19 protein-coding genes are annotated in these 20,316 nt (G+C 74.8%); 10 read left to right on the plus strand and 9 right to left on the minus strand.

Features of this window, described 5'->3' with window-relative positions; genetic code table 11:
• Nucleotides 1–39 precede the first annotated feature (39 nt).
• The 3 genes from ACQP10_RS09440 to ACQP10_RS09450 all read right to left on the minus strand — a co-directional run bounded on the left by ACQP10_RS09440 (nucleotide 40) and on the right by ACQP10_RS09450 (nucleotide 4,849).
• A complete protein-coding gene (locus tag ACQP10_RS09440; protein WP_433541235.1) occupies nucleotides 40–3,363 on the minus strand; it encodes an AfsR/SARP family transcriptional regulator in 3,324 nt (1,107 codons plus the stop codon).
• A gap of 64 nt (nucleotides 3,364–3,427) precedes the next feature.
• Complete coding sequence (locus tag ACQP10_RS09445) at nucleotides 3,428–3,877, minus strand: flavin reductase family protein (RefSeq protein ID WP_390002545.1); 450 nt, start codon at nucleotides 3,875–3,877, stop codon at nucleotides 3,428–3,430.
• 651 nt (nucleotides 3,878–4,528) lie between these two features.
• On the minus strand, nucleotides 4,529–4,849 hold the full coding sequence (locus ACQP10_RS09450; RefSeq protein ID WP_433541236.1) for a hypothetical protein: 321 nt from the start codon (nucleotides 4,847–4,849) through the stop codon (nucleotides 4,529–4,531).
• 167 nt (nucleotides 4,850–5,016) lie between these two features.
• On the opposite strand from ACQP10_RS09450, the gene ACQP10_RS09455 reads away from it, so the two are divergent.
• The 3 genes from ACQP10_RS09455 (at nucleotide 5,017) to ACQP10_RS09465 (ending at nucleotide 7,624) form a co-directional block, all read left to right on the plus strand.
• Entirely contained in the window at nucleotides 5,017–5,763 is a 747-nt protein-coding gene (locus ACQP10_RS09455; protein ID WP_346020734.1) for a GntR family transcriptional regulator, read from the plus strand.
• A 402-nt stretch (nucleotides 5,764–6,165) separates the two neighbouring features.
• Nucleotides 6,166–6,870, plus strand: a complete 705-nt coding sequence (locus ACQP10_RS09460; RefSeq protein WP_246423920.1) for a GNAT family N-acetyltransferase — start codon at nucleotides 6,166–6,168, stop codon at nucleotides 6,868–6,870.
• 79 nt (nucleotides 6,871–6,949) lie between these two features.
• Nucleotides 6,950–7,624, plus strand: a complete 675-nt coding sequence (locus ACQP10_RS09465; protein ID WP_179818912.1) for a copper homeostasis protein CutC — start codon at nucleotides 6,950–6,952, stop codon at nucleotides 7,622–7,624.
• Nucleotides 7,625–7,716: 92 nt separating this feature from the next.
• On the opposite strand, the gene ACQP10_RS09470 is transcribed toward ACQP10_RS09465, so the two are convergent.
• Together ACQP10_RS09470 and ACQP10_RS09475 are read right to left on the minus strand one after the other, a co-directional pair.
• On the minus strand, nucleotides 7,717–8,898 hold the full coding sequence (locus tag ACQP10_RS09470) for a DUF6986 family protein (protein WP_346020732.1): 1,182 nt from the start codon (nucleotides 8,896–8,898) through the stop codon (nucleotides 7,717–7,719).
• A 104-nt stretch (nucleotides 8,899–9,002) separates the two neighbouring features.
• On the minus strand, nucleotides 9,003–10,307 hold the full coding sequence (locus ACQP10_RS09475; protein WP_399499755.1) for an FAD-dependent oxidoreductase: 1,305 nt from the start codon (nucleotides 10,305–10,307) through the stop codon (nucleotides 9,003–9,005).
• Between the two features lie 320 nt (nucleotides 10,308–10,627).
• On the opposite strand from ACQP10_RS09475, the gene ACQP10_RS09480 reads away from it, so the two are divergent.
• From ACQP10_RS09480 to ACQP10_RS09495, 4 genes are all read left to right on the plus strand, one after another.
• Nucleotides 10,628–11,257: a hypothetical protein gene (locus ACQP10_RS09480; RefSeq protein ID WP_346020730.1), complete on the plus strand. Its 630-nt coding sequence runs from the start codon at nucleotides 10,628–10,630 to the stop codon at nucleotides 11,255–11,257.
• 198 nt (nucleotides 11,258–11,455) lie between these two features.
• Nucleotides 11,456–13,198, plus strand: a complete 1,743-nt coding sequence (locus ACQP10_RS09485) for a proline--tRNA ligase (RefSeq protein WP_346020729.1) — start codon at nucleotides 11,456–11,458, stop codon at nucleotides 13,196–13,198.
• Between the two features lie 207 nt (nucleotides 13,199–13,405).
• Nucleotides 13,406–14,137: a class I SAM-dependent DNA methyltransferase gene (locus tag ACQP10_RS09490; RefSeq protein WP_346020728.1), complete on the plus strand. Its 732-nt coding sequence runs from the start codon at nucleotides 13,406–13,408 to the stop codon at nucleotides 14,135–14,137.
• A gap of 104 nt (nucleotides 14,138–14,241) precedes the next feature.
• Entirely contained in the window at nucleotides 14,242–15,333 is a 1,092-nt protein-coding gene (locus ACQP10_RS09495; RefSeq protein WP_346020727.1) for an iron-containing redox enzyme family protein, read from the plus strand.
• A 1,148-nt stretch (nucleotides 15,334–16,481) separates the two neighbouring features.
• Here the strand turns inward: ACQP10_RS09495 and ACQP10_RS09500 are convergent.
• The 4 genes from ACQP10_RS09500 to ACQP10_RS09515 all read right to left on the minus strand — a co-directional run bounded on the left by ACQP10_RS09500 (nucleotide 16,482) and on the right by ACQP10_RS09515 (nucleotide 18,267).
• Nucleotides 16,482–16,718 (minus strand): CDGSH iron-sulfur domain-containing protein, encoded by a 237-nt coding sequence (locus tag ACQP10_RS09500; protein WP_390002565.1) that lies wholly within the window; start codon nucleotides 16,716–16,718, stop codon nucleotides 16,482–16,484.
• A gap of 149 nt (nucleotides 16,719–16,867) precedes the next feature.
• Nucleotides 16,868–17,056, minus strand: coding sequence for a DUF4236 domain-containing protein (locus ACQP10_RS09505; RefSeq protein ID WP_346020726.1), 189 nt, complete (start codon nucleotides 17,054–17,056; stop codon nucleotides 16,868–16,870).
• 154 nt (nucleotides 17,057–17,210) lie between these two features.
• Nucleotides 17,211–17,639: a ferritin-like domain-containing protein gene (locus ACQP10_RS09510; protein ID WP_433541889.1), complete on the minus strand. Its 429-nt coding sequence runs from the start codon at nucleotides 17,637–17,639 to the stop codon at nucleotides 17,211–17,213.
• Nucleotides 17,640–17,739: 100 nt separating this feature from the next.
• Nucleotides 17,740–18,267, minus strand: coding sequence for a hypothetical protein (locus ACQP10_RS09515; protein ID WP_346020724.1), 528 nt, complete (start codon nucleotides 18,265–18,267; stop codon nucleotides 17,740–17,742).
• Nucleotides 18,268–18,456: 189 nt separating this feature from the next.
• Between ACQP10_RS09515 and rimP the strand changes: the two genes are divergently transcribed.
• The 3 genes from rimP to ACQP10_RS09530 are packed head-to-tail and all read left to right on the plus strand — an operon-like array spanning nucleotide 18,457 to nucleotide 20,259.
• Entirely contained in the window at nucleotides 18,457–18,957 is a 501-nt protein-coding gene (rimP, locus tag ACQP10_RS09520) for a ribosome maturation factor RimP (RefSeq protein WP_346020723.1), read from the plus strand.
• An 11-nt stretch (nucleotides 18,958–18,968) separates the two neighbouring features.
• Nucleotides 18,969–19,973 (plus strand): transcription termination factor NusA, encoded by a 1,005-nt coding sequence (gene nusA / locus ACQP10_RS09525; RefSeq protein WP_179818898.1) that lies wholly within the window; start codon nucleotides 18,969–18,971, stop codon nucleotides 19,971–19,973.
• Complete coding sequence (locus ACQP10_RS09530; protein WP_346020722.1) at nucleotides 19,957–20,259, plus strand: YlxR family protein; 303 nt, start codon at nucleotides 19,957–19,959, stop codon at nucleotides 20,257–20,259. Before nusA ends, ACQP10_RS09530 begins: the two co-directional genes overlap by 17 nt.
• The last annotated feature ends 57 nt before the right edge of the window (nucleotides 20,260–20,316 follow it).

A 20,316-nucleotide genomic window follows, 5' to 3' on the forward strand; every position in this document is an offset into this window, starting at 1 on the left:
GCGCCTCACCGGCCGCTCACCGGAGGCTCACCGGCCGCCTCAGCCCTCGGCGGCGAAGCCGAGGGCCGGCGAGGAACGGATGACGTGCTCGGGCACCCCGGCCAGGCGCAACGCCTCCTCCGGGGTCAGCCGCAGCCCCTCGCGGCGGGCCGCCTCGTACGCCCGCTCGCCCAGCGCGTCCCGCGCGGCGGACGCCGTCCGGGCCGCGTCCGGGTCATCGGCGGCCATGACGCCGCGCAGCGCGGTGGCCGCGCCGAGCAGCCGGGCCGCCGAGGCGGCGTCGCCCTCGGCCAGCGCGGTCCCGGAGAGGCATTCCACCGCCCTGGCGCCGTCGGGAAGCGGCCCCGATCTCACCGCCAGCTCGGCGGCCTGCCGGTACCGCGCCCGCGCCTCGGCGATCCGGCCCCGGTACTCCTCGACCCGGCCGAGCCCGATGAGCGCGCCCACGTGGTTGCCCACGCTCCTGACCCAGTGCGGGTCGAAACGCTCCAGTGCCTCCTCGTACAGCCTCCGCGCCCCGGTCAGGTCTCCCTCCAGCCGGGCGATGTCGCCGAGGCCGCGCAGCGCGGCGGCCAGGCAGGTGGGGCTGCCCGCGCGGCGTGCCAGCTCGGCGGCCCGCGCGTAGTCGGCGCGCGCCCCGGCGAGGTGAGCCAGGCGGACCCGGTGGTCGCCCCGGTTGCACAGCAGGTCCGAACTGTCCTCGTCCGCCCCCAGCTCCTCGGTGAGGGTCAGCGCCTCGTCGGTCAGCGCGATCGCCCGCGCCGGGTCGTCGCACCATCCGGCCAGCCCGGCCAGCGCGTCCAGGGCCAGCGCCGTCCCCCAGCGGTCGCCGAGCGCCCGGAAGGCGTCGGCGGCGGCGGTGAACTCCCGCTCGGCCTGGGCGAGGTCACCGCTCGCCAGCTGCGGGTAGCCCCAGACCAGGCAGGAGGCCGCCCGCTCCCACGGGTCGGGGGAGGTCCGCCCGCGTGTGATCACCGAGAGGGCGACCTCCACGTCCTCGCCGGACCCGCCGCTGTTGAGCATCGGCCACAGGAACGTGGTGAGCGGGTTGCGCCGCGGCCGGTCCGGGCGCAGGACGATCGCCTCCGCGGCCCCCCGGTGACGTTCCCACGCCCGCCTGCCGGCCTCGCCGGCCGCGGCGGTGAGCGCGCACATGACGTAGTCGTCCCCGAACGCCGGGTCGGGGTCGGGGCCGATCGCCTCCAGCAGCGCGACGGCCTGCGCCATCACCGAGGAACGCATGCCGCGCATCCACAGATAGCCCGACATGGCCCCCAGCAGGCCCAGGCCGGTCGCGGTCTCCCCGGTCTCGACGGCCCAGCGCAGCGCCGCGTGGAGGTTCTCGTGCTCGGCGGTGAGGACCTCCAGCCGGCGGAGCTGCCCGGTGCGCAGCAGGCCGGGCGCGGCGTCCCTGACCAGATCCAGGAAGTGGCCGGCGTGCGCCCGCCGTACGGCGCCGGCCTCCCCGGCCTCCTCCAGCCGCTCGGCGCAGTAGGCGCGGATCGTCTCCAGCATGCGGTAGCGCCCGCCGCCGAACTCCACGAAGGACTTGTCGGCCAGCGAGTCGAGCACGTCCTCGGCGTCCTCGATCCCGCAGACGCGCTCCGCGGCCCCGGCGGTCGCGCCGCCGGAGAAGACCGTCAGCCGCCTGGCCGCGACCCGCTCCTCCTCGCTCAGCAGGTCCCAGCTCCACGCCACGACCGCGCGCAGCGTCCGGTGCCTGGCGTCGGCCGCGCGGCTGCCGCGCGACAGCAGGCGGAACCGGTCGTCCAGGCGGGCGGCGATCTCCGTCACGTCGTGGGTGCGGGTCCTCGCCGCGGCCAGTTCGATCGCCAGCGGCAGGCCGTCGAGCGCCGCGCAGACGCGCCGCACGGCCTCGGCCTCGGTCACGGCTTCGGTTCCGGCCACGGCCTCGGTTCCGGTCTCGGTTCCGGTCCCGGTCCGGGCGAAGCCGGGCCGTACGGCCGAGGCCCGGTCGGTGAACAGGCGCGCCGCCTGGTCCGGCGCCAGCGGGCGGACCGGCCACAGGTGCTCGCCGGTGATGCCGAGCGGTTCGCGGCTGGTGGCCAGGACGCGCAACCCGGGGCAGGCGGCCAGCAGGTGCCCGGCCAGCTCGGCGACGGCCGCGACGACGTGCTCGCAGTTGTCGAGGACCAGCAGCGGAGGCCGGTCGGCCAGCGCCGCGACCAGTCGGGACAGGGGCGTGGTCCCGGCCGGTACGGCGAGCAGCCCGCCCTCGCGCAGGCCGAGCGCGCCGAGCAGGGCCCGTGGCAGCTCCGTGCCGTCACGCAGTGGCGCCAGCTCGACGAAGCAGACGCCGGACCGGCCGCTCACCGCCTCGACCGCCAGCCGGGTCTTGCCCGCGCCGCCGGGGCCGAGCAGGGTGACCAGGCGCGCGGAGTCCAGGAGGCGGGCGATCTCGGTGAGGTCCCCGGCACGGCCGACGAAGCTCGTCAGCTGCGCGGGCGGCGCGGCGAGCGCGGGCGGCGCGCCCGAGGCGGACGGTCCCGGCACACCGGTCCCTCCGGTCGCCCCGGCCGTCACAGGAGACGCGAACGACCCGGTCGCCCCGGTCGCCCCGGCCGTCATGGGAGGCGCGGGCGGCGCGGTCGGGCCGGGGACGGCGGGCACCTCTCCCCGGAGGATGGACCGGTGGATCGCGGCCAGCCCGGCGGAGGGGTCGGCGCCGAGCTCGTCGGCCAGCAGCCGCCGGGTCTCCTCGAAGGCCACCAGTGCCTCGGCCTGCCTGCCGTCGGCCGCGAGGGCCCGCATGAGCAGGCCGCGCAGCCGCTCCCGCAGCGGATGCCGGTCCGCCAGCTCCCGCAGCTCCGGTACGGCGGAGCGGTGCCCGCCCAGGCGCAGGTCCGCCTCGATCCGGTCCTCCAGCGCGCCAAGCCTGCGCTCCTCCAGCCGCGTGACCAGGGCCTGGACGGACCCGGCCGCGGCGGCGTCGGCCAGTGCCGGCCCCCGCCACAGGTCCAGGGCCTCGCGCAGCAGCGTGGCGGCCCGCGCCGCGTCCCCGGTCGTGAGCGCCCGCCGTCCCTCGTCGGCCAGCCGTTCGAAGCGGTGGGCGTCCACGTCGCCGGGGCCGGCCGCGAGCCGGTAGCCCGGCGGGGCCGCCTCGATCGTCGCGCCGGGGCCCAGGGCCCGGCGCAGCCGGGAGATCTGCGACTGCAGGGCGTGCCCGGCGCCGTCCGGCGGCCGCTCGCCGTACAGGTCGTCGATGAGGCGATCGGCCGCCACCGCCTCTCCGGGCCGGGCCAGCAGCAGGGTCAGCAGCGCCCGCCGGGCCGGCCCCCCGAGGTTCACCTCGCCCTCGTCGTCCCGCCACGCCTGTGTGGTCCCAAGAATCCCGAATCGCACCCGGCAATTGTCCCCGCCTTCCGCCGGTGCCGGGAGCGGTGGGGGACGCCGGGGCGGGGAGGCGTCAGAGGTGGAGGGCGCCGTAGCGGCCCCGGAAGAACACCAGCGGCCCGCCGCTCGCGTGAACGTCCAGGTCACGCACCCGGCAGACCACGATCATGTGGTCCCCGGCGGGATACTCGGCCTCGACCGAGCAGTCGATCCAGGCCAGCGCCCCGTCGAACACCGGGTTGCCCGCGGGGGAGGGGGTCCAGTCCAGGCCGGCGAACTTGTCCCCGCCGCTGGCGGCCAGGGCGTCGCAGACCGGCCTCTGGTGTTCGGCGAGCACGTTGACCGTCAGGACGTCGGCGGGCCGGAGGTGCGGCCAGCTCGTGCTGGTCCTGCCCACGCAGAAGGCCACCAGCGGGGGATCGAGGGAGACGGAGGTGAAGGAGCCGACGGCCAGGCCGTGCGGGCGGCCGCCGGGGGCGAGCGCGGTGACGGCGACGACGCCGGTGGCGAAGTGACCGAGCACCGAGCGGAACCGCCGCTCGTCGACGCCTCGCGGGCGGCCCCCGGGCCCTCCGGCCGTTCGCGGGCCGCCGGGCGTCTCCGGACCCTCGCGTGCTTCCGGGCCGCCGGGCGCGCCCCACCGGCCGGGCGCTCCGCCGGGTACGCCGCGGGGCGTGTCCCGATCGCCTGGCGGGTCCTGGGGAAGGCCGCTGTGCATGCTGACTCCGTCGAGGCCGGCCCCGCGCCCCTCGGGGGCGGGGCTTGGGCGGCGGCCCGGCTCCGGTGCCCGGGTCGCGTAGGAGCCCATGTTCGCATCCGCGGCCCGGGACGCGCGCCGGGCCCCCGGGCTCGCCGGGCCCTCCGGATCTCCGTCATGGAGGGCGGGGCGGACGGCGGCACGGCCGGACCGGAACCGCCCGCGGCGGGCGCGCCTTCCCCGGGTGTGCCCGCCGGGACATCCGGGACGGGAGGTGCCGTGGCGGGGACGCCCGCGGCCGGGGACCCCGGGGCGGAGAGACGCGGGACGGGAGGGGCCGCGCCGGAAGGGGCCGAGGCTGATGGCGCTGAGGACGCGGGATACGCGTCCTGGCGGGCGTGGGGGACCCGCCAGGACGCGCTCCGCCCCGGCGCGCCGGCCCGAGGACCCCGGCGAGGGGTGGGGTCCTCAGGCCGTTCAGTCGCGCACGGAGTAGGTGACGGGAGAGGCGGGGGCGCGAAAGCCCGTCCTCTCCCGGACGGGGGCGGCGAACGCGGGTCTCCGGTAGTGCAGGGAGATGACGCGGGCCGCCCCCGCGGGGTCGTCGGCGGGGTGGCAGGTCTCGCGGCCTTCCTCGTCCCAGACGAAGAGCCCGCTTCTGCACCAGACGGTCAGGTCTGTCTGGACCGAGAGGACCGACATCCCGTTCCCGTTGCTCTGGTAGGTGTGGGTGAACCCCTGGCGGTGCAGCGCGTAGCGCAGTAAACGCGTTGCCTCGCGGGGTTCGCGCCAGGGCACATATGGCGCGTCCGCGGGGACCGGCAACACCCGGACCTTCACCCCCTCGCCGACCTTTCGATGGATTTGTACCAACGATTGGATGATGCGGGTTGCGGGAGGTTGGGTCAAGGGCCGGTTTCCCGCTAGAACCAGATCGTCTAGTTTGTTGGCACAAAGGGGACTTAATGCCACGGTCAACGCTGTATCAGCAGGTGGCCTCCGAACTCAGGAGGACCATCTACTCCGGTGCGCTCGGACCGGGGGATCAGCTGCCGACCGAGGCGGAGCTCATGCTGGCCCATCAGGTGAGCCGGAACACCGTGCGGCTCGCCCTGGGCGAGCTGGTCAACGAGGGCCTGGTCACCCGCACCCCCCGCCGGGGGACCGTGGTCAGGGAGCGCCGCCCGCTGCTCATGCACCCCCAGCGCGAGCTGCGGCCCCAGTCGGGGGAGACCCGCGAGGCGTTCGCCTGGGCCGTCTCCCAGGAGGGACGCTCGCCCGGCCAGCACATCGAGGTCTCGATCGTACGGCCGGCCGAGGAGATCGCCAGCAGACTGGAGCTGGCCGACGACGAGCACGCCGTGGTCCGCCGCCGGCTGCGGTTCGTGGACGGCCAGCCGTACAACACCAACGACTCCTACTTCCCGCTGGAGCTGGTCTCCGACTCCGAGATCGCCCGCCCCGGCGACATCACCCGGGGGGCCAACCGGGTGCTGGAGGAGCTCGGCCACCCCCAGGTCCGGGTCGTCGACGACATCTGGGCGCGCATGCCCACCAGTTCGGAGGCGGACCGGCTCCAGCTCCAGCAGGGCACGCCGGTCATGGTCTACGTCCGGGTCGGCTACGACTCCTCCGACGCCCCGGTGCGCGTCGCGGTGTCCGTGCTGCCCGCCGACAAGCATCTGATCAGATACGAGCTGGAAAGCCGTTGACGCCTCCGTGACCGCCCGGACGGGGCGGCCCCAGTCCCGCCCGCCCCGCGGGCGAGGACCGGGCCGCGCCCGCGGTCCCGGCGGGCACGGCGTTCCCTCCCCACTCGCGTCCGGCCTCGGGCCCCACCGTCGGTGCGTCTCCGAGGACCGTCCCCGGCCTGGCCCCATGGACCACCACGGGCCCGGTTCAGGGCGCCGCCGGGCCGCCTCCGAGGGCCGTCGGCTCCCCGGGCGCCGCCGCCGGGCGGTCTCCGCCGGAGCCTGCTCCCGGCCCCCCTCCGCGTTCCCCTTACGCGTCTTCGACCCCTAGGCGTTCCGCCTGGCCGGACACGGTCGCCGTATGCCATCGGACCGGCACTCTCCGTGTCCTCTTCTCCACCCATCGCAACGAAGGGATGCACCATGCACTCCGGTACCGCTCGCCCCACCCACCCCACCACCACCGCCCGTCTCACCCTGCGCAGGGCGGACGGGAGCGACCTCGCGGGCGTGCTCGCGCTCCTGGCCGAGACCGCCGACTGGCTCAACCGCCGCGGCGTGCGGCAGTGGCCCGCGGGGGGCTTCCCGGCCGAGCGCATCAGCCCGCTGATCGAGGAGGGAACCATGTACGTGCTCGACGGCGAGGACGGCCCCGCGGCCACCCTCGCCCTGGACGGTCACGCCGACCCCGAGTTCTGGACCGCCGAGGACGCTCCCGGGACGGCGCTCTACGTCCACAAGCTGTCCGTCTCCCGCGCCTGTGCGGGGCTCGGCCTGGGGCAGGCCCTGCTCGACTGGGCGGGCCTGCGGGCGCTGGCGGCGGGCCGCAGGTGGCTGCGCCTCGACTGCTCCAAGGACAACCCCGGGCTCCAGCGGTACTACCGCGGCCAGCGATTCACCCACCTGCGCACGGTGGACCTGCCGCACCGCGCCTCCGGGGCGCTGTTCCAGAGGGCGGGCGGCCTGCGTGGCGACGTCCTCGCCGGTGCGTTGCCGTTCGCCGACCTCCGCGGCCCGCTGACGGGCCCGCTGACCGGCCAGCCGGCCGTCCCGGGTGAGCCGGCCGTGGCCGGCGGGGCGGGCGCGGAGGACGGCGGCTCGCCGCGGACCGTCGGGGTTCGTCGATGAGAGGCCGTGGACCGTCCCTGGAACGGCGCCGCTGAACCAAGGAGATCCCAGGACAAAGTCATCGGATAGCCTCACCTCCATGACCAGATCCTTGCTTGAGGTGATCGCCCTCGACGTGCGCGACGCCGTCGCGGCGGAGGAGGGCGGCGCCGACCGCCTGGAGATCGTGGCGGACATGGCGGCCGACGGGCTCACCCCGGCGGTGGAGACGGTCGCCGCGATCTCCAAGGAATGCGCGCTGCCACAGATGGTCATGCTGCGCGGTGAGGCGTCGTTCCTGGCCACGCCCGAGTCGCTGGAGGGCCTGCGGCGCGACGCCCGGGCCCTCGCCGACGCGGGCGCGGCCGGGTTCGTGTTCGGTTTCCTCGACGCCGCGGGGGCGGTCGACCTGGCCGCCACCGAGGCGCTCATCCACGCCGTCACGCCGCTGCCGTGGACCTTCCACCGCGCCGTCGACCACGCGGCCGACGTCAGGGCGAGCTGGCGGGCCGTGCGGTTGCTGCCCAACCTCGCCACCGTGCTCACCTCGGGCGCCCCCGGCGGCGTGCGGGACGGCCTGGACGTCCTCCGGGCCCGCTGCTCCGCCGGAGACGGGCCGCTGATCATGGCGGGCGGCGGGCTGCGGCCGTCCCACGTCCCGGTTCTGCAGGAGTACGGCGTGCGGGCCTTCCACGTCGGCAGCGCCGTACGGGCGTCGTGGTCCCACCCGGTGGACCCGCACCGCGTCCGCCAGTGGCGGCAGCTGATCGACTGACGCCCGCCGCGCGGCCCGCCCGCCGCACGGTCCCCGCCCTACGGCCCCGCCGGACGGGCGGCCCGCCGCGCCCGGCCGGACCGGACCCGGGGTCAGGCGTTCCCGAGGGCCAGGTCGGCGCGGCGCAGGGCGGCGGCCACGGTCCTGATCGTGGCGGGCTCCTCCAGCGTCCCGCCCTCGGCCGCGCGCCGCTCCTCCCAGGCCCGCACCCTGCCGAGGTACTCGTCGTAGCGGGACAGGTGGAAGTGGTAGACCGCGACGTAGCGGCTGACCAGGTGCGCCGGGTGCATGTCCCAGCCCTGGTAGAAGCCGTCCGCCAGGGAGTGCCGGATCAGGCTCACGTGCCGCCACCACAGGTTGCGCACGGCGTACCGGTCGTCGGAGGCGGGCGCGGCGGCCAGCGAGCCGTCCGACAGCTCCACCCCGGTCCCGGCGAACGCCGCCCGCATGACCTGGCGGGCGTGGTCGCACGCGGGGTGGTCCAGCCGCTGCTCGTGCGGGGGCAGCGAACAGCTCGCCGTGTAGTCGAAGACGCCGAAGTGCGCGGCGGCCAGCCTGCCGCCGAGTGCGGCGGCCAGCCCGGCGTCGAGGAACCGCAGCGTCTGGACGGCCTCGACCTGCATCTCGAACCGCAGCTCGCCCTCACCCAGCCCCAGCCCCTTCTCCAGGGCGGCGAGGCAGGCGGCGAACTGCTCCAGGTAGTCCCGCATCAGCACCTTGGGGAAGGTGACCACGAATCCCGGGGGCAGGTGACCCGCCCGCTCGACCACCCCGGTGAGGAAGGCGTCCAGCGTCCGGACGCTCCTGGCCGGGTCGCCGTCGGCGAACGACTTCACCCGCAACCCCCACCGGCGGGGGAGCGTTCCACCGGCGTGCATGGCGGCGACCGCCTCGGCGGCCCGGACGGCGTGGCCGTCCTCCTCGGCGGGGCTCCCGCCGTAACCGTCCTCGAAGTCGATCCGCAGGTCCTCGACCGGTTCGGCGGCGAGCTTCGCCGTCACCCTCTCGTGCACGGCCCTGGCCGTCTGCTCGTGCATCTCGAAGAACCGGGCCGTGTCCTTCCTGGACAGGTGCCGGCGCATCAGGTCCAGCGCGGCCTCGCCCCAGGCCGCGACCGTGCCCGCGTCGAAGCGGTCGGCGGGCACGTAGACGGTGTGCACCGGCTGCCACCCCATCTCCTCCGGGGAGGCCGGGGGGTAGGTCGCCGTCTGCTCGCGGTGGGCCTGCTCGAAGCCGGGTATCAGAGCCAGCGGGTCGCCGAGCGTGACGCGCATGGGGGTTGCTCCTTGTGGTGCGTGATGGGCGTTCGGAGGGCTTTCGGCCGTTCCTGAAGTGGACGCGCCGGACGCCCTCCGGGTGGACACGCCCGCCGTACGGCTCAGCGGCCCGAGGCGGCGTGCATGGCGGCCAGGCCCAGGAGCTTGACGCGCTCGCCGCGTCCCAGGCTCCGCGCCAGATCGGCCTCGGCCGCCTCGATGGCCAGCCACTCCCGGTAGGTGATCGGGGAGACGCCCCGGGAGGCCAGCAGGGCGTCGATGTCGCCGCGCCGTACCGGGTCGCGGGCGAGGCCGGTGAGGTCGGCGAGGAGGGTGCGGACCGTCTCGGCGGCGTCGGACTTGTTGGTGCCGATCACCCCGGTGGGACCGCGCTTGAGCCATCCCGCGACGTACTCGCGGTCGCGGACCCGCCCGGCCTCGTTCGGCACGGTCATGGTCTCCTCGGAGAACGGCACGCCGGGCAGCGGGACGCTGCGGTAGCCGACCGAGCGCAGCACCATGCCCACCGGGAGGGTCTCGAACTCGCCGGTGCCCACGACCCGGCCCCCTTCCAGGCGGGTGCGCTCCAGCCGCAGGCCCGTCACCCGGTCCTCCCCGAGGATCTCCACCGGGCGCATCCAGAACCGCACCTCCAGCCGCCGGGGACGGCCCGCCGGGTCGCGGGCGGCCCAGCCCCGCAGCACCTCGACGTTGCCCCGCACCTGCCGCGGCAGGCCCGTGACGTCGGCCACCGCCTCCTCCCGCCGCACGCACACGTCGGCGTTGGCCAGCTCGCCCAGCTCCCGCAGCTCCTTGAGGGTGAACTTGGCGTGCTCCGGCCCGCGGCGGCCGATCATGTGGACGGTCCTGACCCGGCTGCCGGCCAGACGGGCCAGCACCTCCTCCGGAACGTCGGTGGCGCGCAGCTCCTCGGCGGTCTTGGCCAGGATCCGCACCACGTCCACCGCCACGTTGCCCACGCCGACCACCGCGACCTCGGGGCAGTCGAGGACGAACCGGTCGGCCGGCATGTCGGGGTGGCCGCAGTACCAGTTCACGAAGTCGGTGGCCGCCACGCTGCCCGGCAGATCCTCGCCGGGGATCCCCATCCGCCGGTCCACCATCGCGCCGGTGCAGTAGACCACGGCGTCGTAGCAGCCGAGCAGGTCGGCGGCGCCCACGTCCCGGCCGAACTCCACGCCGCCCAGGAACCGGACGTTGGGCAGCTCCAGCACCCGGCGCAGGTATCCGGCGATCGACTTGATGGAGGTGTGGTCGGGGGCCACGCCGTACCGGACCAGCCCGTACGGCGTGGGCAGCCGTTCCAGGACGTCCACCTCGACCCCGGCGCCCGCCTGTTTCGTCAGCGCCTCGGCGGTGTAGATCCCGGCGGGGCCCGACCCGACAATCGCCACTCGCAGTGACACGCGGCCTCCTCGGCGTCGGACGTCGCGGTCGCGGGTCCCGCCCCGGCGGACCGGAAGGCCCGGGGCGGCCCGGGGCGTCCGGGGCGGCGGCCCCGCGACGGCGACGACCGTATCGACGGCTCTCACCTCCGACTCTGTACCACCGGAGCCGTCGCCGCCAGAGCGGCCCGCCGGGGAGGCCGAAACCGTCCCGGCGGAGTCCGCGTGGAGTGGCACCGCTGGGAGCTGTCCCGGTTTAACGGCGCTTGGTGGAATTTTGTGCATTCTTGCAGGTCACATATGCTTTCCGAGGCCACGAGCAGGTGATGATCGGGGGATCTGTGGCACCGCTTGAACGAAGCTTCGATTACGACTGCGCGGAACTGGACCGCCGGCAGCGCGGCATCGTGCTGCACATGGTGCTGTCGCTCGTCGTGGGGATGCTGCTCGGCAGCCTGGGCGCGGTGCTGTCGCACGCGCACAACCCGCTGGGCTCACTCTACGAGCCCTACGCCTACGTGCTGCTCGTCGTCGTGGCGGGATACACCGCCGCCGGACTCGGCTGGGCGGCGCTGAGCTGCGCGCTGGCCACCTTCGGCCCGCTGCTGTCACTGCTGGCCGCCACGCTCTTCGACCCCGGGACCATGGTCCTGGGCGCGGGCAGCGCCGCCGCCATGAACGTCACGGTGGCGACCCTGGTCGTGATCGGCGTCCTGGCCCACCTCGCCCGGCGCGGCACACTGTGGGGCGACCTGGCGGGCGGCGTGCTGGCCGGGCTCGTCGCGATCGACGGCCTGGACAAGGCGCTGCCCGGCGGGCCGGAGTACGTCCCGGGCTTCTGGCCGTGGAAGACCCTGGTCGTCGGGGCGCTGGTGCTGGGCCTGCTCGTCACGACGCGCCCCGGGTGGGGCCGCGCCCGCTCGGCGGCGGTGGCGCTCGCCGTCGTGGCCGCCTGCACCGCGTTCCTCTGAGCGGTGTTTCCCCGAGCGGTGTTCCTCTGAGCGGTGTTCCTCCGGGCGGTGTTCCCCCGAGCCGTGGGACGGCCGTGTGGACCGTGGGCCGCCGGGGCGTCAGGGCGGCGGGGCGGCGGGGAACGCCGGATGACCGGCAACCCGGTTGCGCGACTCGATAGCCTGTAGCCATTCAATCCCTGCTAGGTAGGAGTAGCCGTGCTGCTGCGCATGTCGTCGCTGTTTCTTCGAACTCTGAGGGACGACCCGGCAGACGCGGAGGTCCCGAGCCACAAGCTGCTCGTCCGCGCCGGATACGTCCGCCGCGTCGCGCCCGGCATCTACTCCTGGCTGCCGCTCGGCAAGATGGTCCTGGAGAACGTCGCGCGCGTCGTGCGCGAGGAGATGGACCGCATGGGCGGCCAGGAGGTGCTCTTCCCCGCCCTGCTGCCGCGCGAGTACTACGAGAACACCGGCCGCTGGACCGAGTACGGCGACACGCTCTTCCGTCTCAAGGACCGCAAGGGCGCCGACTACCTCCTCGGGCCCACCCACGAGGAGATGTTCACCGACATGGTCAAGGGGGAGTACTCCTCCTACAAGGACTACCCGGTGACGCTGTACCAGATCCAGACGAAGTACCGCGACGAGGCCCGCCCCCGGGCCGGGATCCTGCGCGGTCGCGAGTTCGTCATGAAGGACTCCTACTCCTTCGACCTCGACGACGACGGCCTCAAGCGCTCCTACGAGCGGCACCGCGAGGCCTACATCCGCATCTTCGACCGGCTCGGCATCGACTACCGCATCTGCTTCGCCACCTCCGGCGCGATGGGCGGCTCGGCCTCCGAGGAGTTCCTCGCCCCCGCCGAGACCGGCGAGGACACCTTCGTGGCCTGCCACAACTGCGGCTACGCGGCCAACGCCGAGGCGGTCACCACCCCGGCCCCGGCCGCGGTCACCGGCGAGCAGCCCGCCATGGAGGTCCTCGACACCCCCGGCACGCCGACCATCGAGACGCTGGTCACGCACCTCAACACCCACCACGGCCTGGACCTCACCGCGGACCGGACGCTCAAGAACGTCGTGGTCAAGGTCACGACGCCCGGCTCCGACAAGATCGAGACCCTGGTGATCGGCGTGCCCGGCGACCGCGAGGTCGACTTCAAGCGCCTGGAGGCGGCGCTCGCCCCCGGCGAGCCCGTCATCTTCGAGGCCGAGGACTTCGTCAAGCACCCCGGCCTGGTCCGCGGCTACATCGGCCCCCAGGTGCTCAGGGACCTCGGCATCCGCTACCTCGTCGACCCCCGCGTGGTGGACGGCAGCGCGTGGGTGACCGGCGCCAACGAGCCGGGCCGGCACGCGGTGAACGTCGTCGCCGGGCGCGACTTCGTCGCCGACGGCACGATCGAGGCCGCCGAGGTCAGGGCGGGTGACGCCTGCCCGGTCTGCGGCTCCGGCCTGTCCATCGACCGCGGCATCGAGATCGGCCACATCTTCCAGCTCGGCCGCAAGTACGCCGACGCGGCCAAGCTCGACGCCCTCGGCCCCGACGGCAAGCCGATCCGCATCACCATGGGCTCCTACGGCGTCGGCGTCTCCCGCGCCGTGGCCGTGCTGACCGAGCAGCGGCACGACGAGCTGGGTCTGCGCTGGCCCCGCGAGGTCGCCCCGGCCGACGTCCACATCGTCGGCACCGGCAAGGACGACCAGATCGAGGTCGCCGGCCGGATCGCCGGGGAGCTGGAGGCGCGCGGCCTGCGCGTCCTGCTGGACGACCGCGCGGGCGTCTCCCCGGGCGTGAAGTTCAAGGACGCCGAGCTGCTCGGCATGCCGACGATCCTGATCGTCGGACGCGGCCTGGCCCAGGGTGTCGTCGAGCTGCGCGACCGCGCCACCGGCGCGAAGGAGGAGATCCCCGTCGCCGAGGCCGCCGACCGCGTCGAGGCCGCCTGCCGCGCCTGAGGTCCCGCGCACCCGCGGCCCCGGCGCGCGGAACCCCGCGCACCTGAGGTCTCCGCCCCCGGGGCCCGCGCACCTGGGGTCTCCGCGCCGAGGCCCCGCGCACCCGAAGCCCCCGCGCCCGGTCCGTCCCCCGGACCGGGCGCGGGGGTTTTTGTGGGCTTATGGAAGGGAAAGTACTTTTTGTGCTTTTCGGGGGGTGGGGGACGCATGGTGCAGGAGTTCGACCCTTCCGCCTACGGCCGCGCCGCCGCCGACGTCTACGACGAGGTCGTGACGCACCTGCCCACCGAGCCCGCGGTGGACCGGCTGCAGGAGCTGGCCGAGGGCCGGGCCGTCCTGGAGTTCGGCGTCGGCACCGGCCGGCTGGCCCTCCCGCTGGCCGCCAGGGGGCTCACCGTCGCGGGCATCGACGGCTCGGCCGAGATGACGGCGGTACTGCGCGCCAAGCCCGGCGGCGACCGCGTTCCGGTGACGCTGGGCGACTTCTCCACCACCCGGGTGGACGGCGAGTTCGGCCTCGTCGTCCTCGCCTGCAACACGATCTACGCGCTGCCCTCGCAGGACGCCCAGGTCGACTGCTTCCGCAACGCCGCCGCCCACCTCGTGCCCGGCGGCCGGTTCGTGGTCGAGGCGTGGGTGCCCGACGTGGGGGCGTTCCGCCACGGCACGGCGCTGCGGCTGGTGTCGCTGCGCGAGGACGAGGTGGTCGCCGAGGCGGCCCGGCTGTCACCCGCCGACCAGATGATGTACACCACCAAGATCGTCCTGACCTCCGGCGGGGTGCGGCTGCTGCCCGCCAACCACCGCTACGCCTGGCCCGCCGAGCTCGACCTCATGGCACGCCTGGCGGGCATGCGGCTCGAACACCGCTGGTCCGACTGGCAGGCCGCCCCGTTCACCGGCGACAGCCGGGGGCACGTGTCGGTCTACCGGCGCTGAACCGGACCCGCCGTATCCCCGGAATCATCCCCGAGACGTCCCCGCGACGCCTCCCGGAACGTCCCCGAGCCCCGCACCGCCGTACCGTCCTGGAGTTCCGTGAAATGCAGCTACCCGCCCCTCGGGGGCCTCTCACCGACTTCCTCTTCGACCGGCTGGTCCGCCCACCGCACGACCTCGGTCCGGCGCCGGAACCCGCGGGGGGACCGCCCATCGGGGACGAGGACCTCCAGCTCGCCCTCTTCACCTGCTACGAGCTGCACTACCAGGGGTTCGGCGAGGTCGACGAGGACTGGGAGTGGGAGCCGTCGCTGCTGGCGGTCAGGTGGACGCTGGAACGGCGGTTCGAGGCGGGCCTCGCGGAGGCCGTGCCCCGGCCGCCCGCCGCACCGCCGGGGACGCCCGCGCGCATGCGCCGGGCGCTCGCCGAGCTGGTCGCCGCCGCCGACGGCGGCCCGTCACTGGCGGTGTTCCTGGAACGGCGGGCCGACCTGGAGCGGTTCCGCGAGTTCGTCGTCCACCGCTCCGTCTACCACCTCAAGGAGGCCGACCCGCACACCTGGGCGATCCCACGGCTGCGCGGCCCGGCCAAGGCCGCCCTCGTGGAGATCCAGGCCGACGAGTACGGCGGCGGCCGGCCCGGACGCATGCACTCGGAGCTGTTCCGGGCCACGATGCGCGGTCTCGGCCTGGACGACTCCTACGGCGCCCACCTCGGCCGGGTCCCGGCGGTCACGCTGGCGACCGGCAACGTCATCTCGCTGTTCGGACTGCACCGGCGGCACCGGGGCGCGCTGCTGGGCCACCTCGCGGCCTTCGAGATGACCTCCTCGGTCCCCAACCGCAGGTACGCCCGGGGACTGCGCCGCCTCGGCGGCGACGACGCGGCCTGCCGCTTCTACGACGAGCACGTGCAGGCCGACGCGGTCCACGAGCAGATCGCCGCGCACGACATGTGCGGCGCGTTCGCCGCCGACCACCCCGACCTGGCCGCCGACGTCCTGTACGGCGCGGCGTGCGCCCTCACCCTGGACCGGCTCTTCGCCGAGCACCTCCTGGGGAGCTGGGAGCGCGGGGTCACCTCGCTGCGCGAGGCCGGGTCGCGCGGGACCGCGCCGGACGGGAACGGGCCGCGCGGAACCGGGCGGGACGGGAACGGGCCGCGCGGAACCGGTCTGGCGGTGAGCGGCCGATGACGGACGACGGCCGGGCGGGAGGCCCCGGCCTCGACTACGTCCTGCCGCTGCGCTGGGACGACGGCGACGAGGCGGGCCTGGCGGAGCTGACGGGCTACCTGCGCCGGCTCGCCCGCCACGCGCGGGTCATCGTCGTCGACGGCTCCCCGTCCCCGGTCTTCGAGCGGCACGCCGCCGCCTGGGCCGGGATCGCCGAGCACCTCCGGCCCGACGACGACCTCGCCTTCGTCAACGGCAAGGTCAACGGGGTGGTCACCGGGATGCGCCGGGCCCGCGCCGAGCGCGTGGTCATCGCCGACGACGACGTGCGCTACGGCGCGGCGGAACTGGCCGCGATCGGCGCCCTGCTCAGGCGGGCCGACCTGGTCAGGCCGCAGAACCACTTCGACCCGCTGCCCTGGCACGCCCGCTGGGACACCGCCAGGACCCTCCTCAACCGCGCCTTCGGCGCCGACTACCCGGGCACCTTCGGCGTGCGCCGGTCGGTCTTCCACGAGATGGGCGGCTACGACGGCGACGTGCTGTTCGAGAACCTGGAGCTCATCCGCACGGTCCGCGCCCACGGCGGGCGGGAGTGCCACCCGCTCGGCCTGTACGTCCGCCGCCTGCCGCCGGACCCGGCCCGGTTCTGGTCGCAGCGCGTCCGGCAGGCCTATGACGACCTCGCGCAGCCCGCCCGGCTGGCGGTGTTCCTGTCCGTGCTGCCCGCGCTGGCCGCCGCGGTGTCGCGCCGCCGGTACGGGATGGTCCTGGCCTGCGCCGGATCGGCGGTCGGGATCGCCGAGACCGGTCGCCGCCGGGCCGGCGGGCGGCGGGTCTTCCCCTTCTCCGCCGCGCTGTTCGCGCCGGTGTGGCTTCTGGAGCGGGCGGCCTGCGCCTGGCTGGCGCTGGCGGCGCGGTTGTTCCTCGGCGGCGTGCCGTACGCGGGCCGCCGGATGCGGACGGCGGCGCATTCGATCCGGTGGATCAGGGCGCACCGGAACCGCCGGACCGGCGGGACCGGCGTGGCCGGAGACGTCCGGGCCGAGGCGCCCGGAGCGGGGGAGCGAGGCCCGGCGGAGACCTCCGGACCGGGAGGGCGCCACCCGGCGGGAGGCTTCGGGCCGGGAGCGCGCCGCGGGACCGGAGCCCCGGGACCGGGGACGCCGTCAGGCGGGCGGCTCGGGCTCGCTCGGGGCGCGGAAGCGGGCGGGCCGGTGCGAGCCGTCGCAGAAGGGCTTGGCCGCCGATCGCCCGCAGCGGCACAGCGCCACCGTGGACCGGCCGGGGTCGATGACGGCGCCGTCCTGGGTGGTGAGGACGAACGGGCCCCGCAGTAGCAGCGGCCCGTCCTCGCACGGGGTCACCGTGACACGGTCATCCCCTATGTCCGTTTTATCCGTCACGTGGCGACTGTGCCCCCGGACCGGGGCGGGAAACGCCCGTGCCGCTCCGGACGCGGGGGAGACGCCGCGCGCCTGTCCGGGGGGCGCGGGAGGCGTCGCGCGCCCGTCCGGGGGGTGCGGGAGACGCCGCGCCCCCGGACGGAGGCGGCTCAGCGAGAACCGCTGAGGGTCTTGCGCCAGTGGAACCCGCCGGGCAGGTTCACGCTCAGCGTCCGCCTGCCGTCGGCGGCCTTCGTGACGCGGAAGGCCCGGTTGCCCCAGCTGTGCCCGACGCCGCGGCGCGACAGGTTGAGACGGAACGGACCGAACTTCAGTGACTTCCGGTATTCCCAGCCCATTGCTTCCTCCTTGACCGTCTGCCCCCTTCAGCTACCCGGTCGGCCGGAGGCAAACGGCCCGCGTGATCCGGAACCGCGTCGAACGGCCCGCGCGGGGCGCCGCGACCGAACGGCCCATGGCCCGCGGCGGTCCCGGGTCGCGCGGCGCCCGCGTTCAGGACGGCGGGGACGGCGCCGGGGTGGGAGCGGGGGAGGGGGACGCGGGGGCGGGCATGCCGGGGAATGTCTCGATCTCCGGGCGCAGGCCGTACGCCCGCACGACGCACTCCTGCATGGCCAGCGCGGCCATCCGCCGGACGGCCGGGTCGCCGGACGCGACGGCCTCGAGGTAGGCGGCGGTCACCCCCCGCTCCACCGACACGGCCAGCTCCACCACCTGGTCGGGGGTGGAGGGTACGGCGGGCAGCCGGTAGCTCGCGTCGGGCTCGGCCGGGGTGCCGCCACGCTCGATGATCATGGCGCGGAGCCGGTCGCGACGGGCGCGGTGGGCGGTGAAGGCGGCGGTCATGGTGGAGCGCAGCGCTCCCTCGGCCCGCGCGGCGAGGACCCCGTAGGCGTAGACGGCCGCGTGCTCGGCCGCCAGCGCCGTGTCGAGCCCCCGCCGGCTCCGGGGGCGGGGGTGGCCGGCGCGACCGCTCCCGCGGCCCCCGCCGGCCTCGCGTTCCGCGCGGTGTCCGGGGCCCTCACAGCGGCCTCGCCAGGGCCACGGCGTGGGCGGCCTCGCAGGCGCCGATGGAGGCGACCAGCTGGGCCAGCGCGGGTGAGGCGCCCTCGGCCTGCCGGGGGCGCGAGTCGGCGGCCTTCCGCTCGGCGGCCCGCAGGCTCCGCAGGGAGGCGCGGGGCTCTGGCGCGGGCGTCCCGGAGGCGGACGGCGCGGAAGGCGCGGCGGCGCCCCCGGAGGGCCCCGGCGTCGCGGAGGCCCCGGCGCCCCGGGCGGCCGGAGGAAGCCTCCGGCGCAGCTCGGCGAGGTGGGCCTCGTGCCGCCGTTTGAAGGGCAGAAGCTTGGCCGAGGGGGCGGAGGCGTACAGCCCGATGATCCGCTCCTTGTCGGCGATGAGCTGCCTGAGCAGCACGGTATCCGGGTCCGGCGGCTCGGCGCGCTGGTGCTCGGGCTCCTCGGCGGCGCACCCGCCGACCGTCGCGGCGACCGTCGCGGCGGCGGCCCCGACGGCGGTGTCCCGCAGCAGGTCACGCCGGGACAGGAAACGCACGGACGACCTCCGGTTACGGGTGGGCTGCTGACGCATCTAGCATCGTAAGGGCTGGGAAACCATTCACCGCGCTTCTCGGACGGGCTCGCCGCGCCGAGTGGCGCTTCTTCCGCGCCCTGATGTGGATAGGCTTGTGAACCGCAAGGGCGAGGTCCGCCCGGCTGTAGATCGTGAAAATGGGAGGTCGGCATGGGCAGCGCCATATCCCGCGACCGCCTGATGAAGCTCCTGGAACCCGTCGCCCTCGCCTCCGGGCTCGACCTGGAGGACGTCACGGTCACTCCGGCGGGCAAGCGGCGCCTGCTGCGTGTCATCGTCGACCGCGACGGCGGCGTCAGCCTGGACGACGTCGCCGAGGTCAGCCAGGCCGTCTCCGAGGCGCTGGACGCCGGAGACGTGATGGGAAGCTCCCCCTACGTGCTGGAGGTCTCCTCCCCCGGGGTCGACCGCCCGCTCACCGAGCCGCGCCACTGGCGCCGGGCGGTGCGCCGGCTGGTCAAGGCCGACCTGCGGGACGGCACGAGCGTGGAGGGCCGGATCGTCGCCACCGACGAGACCGGTGTGGAGTTCGACGTGGCGGGCACGCCGCGCCGCGTCGAGTACGAGGACCTGGCCCGAGGACGGGTGCAGGTGGAGTTCCGCCGGTTCGACGACGCCGATGACGACGGCGAAGACGGCGACGAGGGCTAAGGGGGAGCCTCGTGGACATCGACATGAGCGTCCTGCGCAGCCTGGAACGCGAGAAGGACATCTCCTTCGACCTGGTCGTCAAGGCCATCGAGGACGCGCTGCTGATCGCGTACTTCCGGAGCGAGGGGGCGGCGGCCAAGGCCCGCGCCGAGCTCGACCGCAAGACCGGGCACGTGACCATTTACGCCGCGGAGCTGGACGACGGCGGCCAGGTGGTCCGGGAGTACGACGACACCCCGGGCAACTTCAGCCGCATCGCCGCGACCACCGCCAAGCAGGTCATCCTGCAGCAGCTCCGGGACGCCGAGGACGAGATCAACTTCGGCGAGTTCGCCAGCCGCGAGGGCGAGCTGGTGGCCGGGATCATCCAGCAGGGCAAGGACCCGCGGGTCGTCCTGGTGGACCTCGGCAAGATCGAGGCCGTGCTGCCGCACAACGAGCAGGTGCCCGGTGAGGAGTACGTCCACGGCGAGCGGATCCGCTGCTACGTCGTGCAGGTCAAGAAGGGTCCCAAGGGGCCGTCGGTGACCCTGTCGCGCACCCACCCCGGCCTGGTGAAGAAGCTGTTCGCCCTGGAGGTGCCGGAGATCGCCGACGGCACCGTCGAGATCGCGGCCATCGCCCGCGAGGCGGGCCACCGTACGAAGATCGCGGTCCGTTCCCGGCGGCCCGGCGTCAACGCCAAGGGCGCCTGCATCGGCCCGATGGGCTCGCGGGTGCGCAACGTGATGGCCGAACTCCACGGCGAGAAGATCGACATCATCGACTGGTCGGAGGACCCGGCGGAGTTCGTCGGGAATGCCCTGTCGCCCTCGCGTGTTTCGCATGTCGAGGTGATCGACACCGAGGGGCGTGCCGCCCGCGTGACCGTGCCGGACTACCAGCTCTCCCTGGCGATCGGCAAGGAGGGGCAGAACGCCCGGCTGGCCAATCGCCTCACCGGGTGGCGCATCGACATCCGGTCAGACACCCAGACGGGGGAGGCGGCCGGTTCCGCAGATGCGCCCACGCGGTAAGCTGGAATATGGTGACCAGGCCACCCCACTGCGAACGTGTGTGGGGTGCCGGGTTCGCACGGTTTCCTCCGAGCTGCTCCGCCTGGTGGCGGTCGAGGGCGTCATCGTCCCCGACCTGCGAAGACGGCTCCACGGGCGTGGTGCTTCACTGCACCCCTCCCTGAGCTGCCTGGAGCTCGCCGAGCGGCGGCGGGCGTTTCCGCGGGCGTTTCGCGTCGCGGGACCGCTTGACCCGTCGCCGGTACGGGCTCACCTGGAAGAGCTCCACTCCGAAAGGATCGGGTGAAATGGTTGCCAACTGTCATGTAGGACGCCGAGTTGATGGGCTGGTCAGATAGCTATG

It is taken from the genome of Streptosporangium sandarakinum (genome assembly GCF_050942225.1).
Taxonomy (GTDB): Bacteria; Actinomycetota; Actinomycetes; order Streptosporangiales; family Streptosporangiaceae; genus Streptosporangium; species Streptosporangium nondiastaticum.